The 458-nt window shown below is 61.4% G+C and carries 1 protein-coding gene and 1 pseudogene; both read right to left on the bottom strand.

Annotated features, from left to right (window positions below):
• Positions 1 to 185 (bottom strand): annotated as a pseudogene (locus tag FQ705_RS01135) (3-methyl-2-oxobutanoate dehydrogenase (2-methylpropanoyl-transferring) subunit alpha); the annotation flags it as partial.
• Positions 186 to 224: 39 nt separating this feature from the next.
• On the bottom strand, positions 225 to 458 hold a 234-nt coding region (locus tag FQ705_RS34385), incomplete at its 5' end, for a hypothetical protein (protein WP_260854362.1).

Genomic DNA, 458 nt, shown 5'->3' on the forward strand with positions numbered 1-458 from the left:
GACGAAGCGCGCATCGCGCGCATGCCGGCGCGCAGCCGGTCGCGATCGAGCTCGGGCGCCCAGGGGCCGACCGCGCGGCCGTCGTCGTCGATCACCCGCACCAGGCCATAGGCCAGGTCGCTGGTATCGACTGGCGCGACGTCGATCGGAGGTTTGCGCAGCTTGCCCGCCGGGGACAGCAGCAGGTAGGAAAAATCGGTTTTACAGCCCGGTCGCCCGGTTGGCTACGGTACATGCAATTTCAATGGCCCGTATTGGCTCATTTCGCTTATCTCCACGTTTGATTTTGTCGCACGCTTCGACGGTGATCGTATCAATTCGGCAGGCGCCGAGATAGAGCGGGAATCGCCCCGATTTTCAAAAATCGCGGGCGGTGTTATTGAAGTGGAGAATATCGCGGCAAAGTGGTTTTTCCGATCAGCGCCATCGTCCGGAAAAGCAATGCACGCGGGGCCGGA

It is taken from the genome of Paraburkholderia sp. BCC1884 (genome assembly GCF_900996225.1).
Taxonomy (GTDB): Bacteria; Pseudomonadota; Gammaproteobacteria; order Burkholderiales; family Burkholderiaceae; genus Paraburkholderia.